The sequence below is a fragment of the Fundidesulfovibrio sp. genome, assembly GCF_058402725.1.
Map to the genome: position 1 here is coordinate 1 of NZ_JBZVFJ010000330.1, position 1,726 is coordinate 1,726.

Consider the following 1,726-nt stretch of genomic DNA (forward strand, 5'->3'; position numbering starts at 1 on the left):
GAGAGCTGGAAGAACGCCCGGGCCAGCATGCCGATCTCGTCGTTGGAGCGCATGGAGCGCAGGGCCTCAAGGGCCTGGGGCGCAAAGGGGCGCGCCGATTTGCCTCCGTTTTCGCCCAGGTCCCGGGTCACCACCTGCACGGCCTCTTCGAGCCTGTCCAGGGGTCTCGTAAGGCGGCGCATGGCCAGAAGACCCAGCGGAAGCGCCAGCAGGAGCACCCCCAGGAAGAACGAGCCCAGTGCGAAAAGCGCTTCGTGGAGCGGCGCGAGGGCCTCGGCCGAGGGAATCTGCGCCAGCACGGACCAGCCTGGTTCCTGGAGGAAGCGCGCGCCCGCCACCATGGACACGCCCTGGGAATCCACCGTCTCGGCCGAGCCCTCCAGGCCGTCGGCCGCCTTGTCCAGGAAGGCGTTCCGGCCCTGCTCCACGGCCTTGAGGATGCGGGCCTTGTCCGGGTGCACGATGACGGTGCGCTCCCTGTCCACCACATAGAGGAAGCCCGTCTTGCCGATGCGACGCCGGGGGTATTCGCCCAGGGCGTGCGCCGAAAGCAGGTTGAGCGAGCCGCAGACCACGTATTCCACCCTGCCCTGACGGGAAAACACGGGCCAGGTGAAGGTGATCACGGGCAGATTGGTGCGGGCGGAGATGTAGGGCGCGCCCACCACGCCCGCGTCGCGGGCGACGGTGCTCTGGTAGTATTCGCGGTGGGCGAAGGACTGCCCCACGAGATCGGGATGGGCCGGGTAGTCGGCCACGAAGCGCCCCTGGGCGTCCAGCAGGAAGAACCCGTTCTCGAACTTGGGGAAGAACTCCAGCTGGCGTCTGAAGTAGCGTTCCAGGGCCTCCCGGTCGCCCTGTTCCAGGGCCTCGGTGGGAAGGTTCCCGGCGACGGCCGCCAGGTTCTGCAGATTGTCCCGGATGAAGGCCCGCAACTCCGTGGACACGGACTCGGCGATGGACTCCATGTCCTGGCGCACCAGGCTCAGGACGGCGCTCCGCTGGGTGACGAACACAAAGATGCCCGTGGCCGCGACCACCAGCAGAAGAAGTGCCGTCAGAAGGAATGAGGCTTTGGTGCTGAGTTTCATCTTTGCTAAACCTAGAGTCATTCTTACAATAGATCATGTCCCTCCACCAGGAGAGAAACACGAAGACTTCTGTTTCTTTTTGCCCCGCCCATCTCGCGATACAACCCCTCAGGAGGTTTCATGGCCGCACGCGCCAACCGTCTCGCCGGGGAAATGAGCCCCTACCTGCTCCAGCACGCCCGCAACCCCGTGGACTGGTTTCCCTGGGGGGAGGAGGCCCTCGCCGCCGCCAGGCATCGCGACCTGCCCCTGTTTCTCTCCATCGGCTACTCAACCTGCCACTGGTGCCACGTCATGGAGCGGGAATGTTTCGAGGACGAGGAGGCCGCCGCGCTCCTCAACGCCGTCACCGTGCCCGTGAAGATCGACCGCGAGGAGCGTCCGGACCTGGACGCCGTGTACATGGCCGCCTGCCAGATGATGACCGGCTCCGGCGGCTGGCCCCTGTCTCTCTTCGTGGACCACGAGCTGCGCCCCTTCTTCGCCGCCACCTACATTCCCAAGCGCACGCGCCTGGGCCGCCGGGGACTCATGGACCTGCTCCCTGCCGTCGCCCAGGCCTGGAAGACCAGGCGCGACGACGTGCACCAGGCCGCCATGGGCGTGCGGGACGCCCTGGCAGGTCGCAGCGAGGC

General features: G+C 66.7%; 2 protein-coding genes. One reads left to right on the forward strand and one right to left on the reverse strand.

Features of this window, described 5'->3' with window-relative positions; all coding sequences use genetic code 11:
* Positions 1-1,091, reverse strand: a 1,091-nt coding sequence (locus ACV4UX_RS19270; RefSeq protein WP_491594894.1) for a HAMP domain-containing protein, incomplete at its 3' end; no start/stop codon positions are given.
* 120 nt (positions 1,092-1,211) lie between these two features.
* On the opposite strand from ACV4UX_RS19270, the gene ACV4UX_RS19275 reads away from it, so the two are divergent.
* The coding region (locus ACV4UX_RS19275) for a thioredoxin domain-containing protein (RefSeq protein ID WP_491594895.1) at positions 1,212-1,726 on the forward strand (515 nt) is incomplete at its 3' end.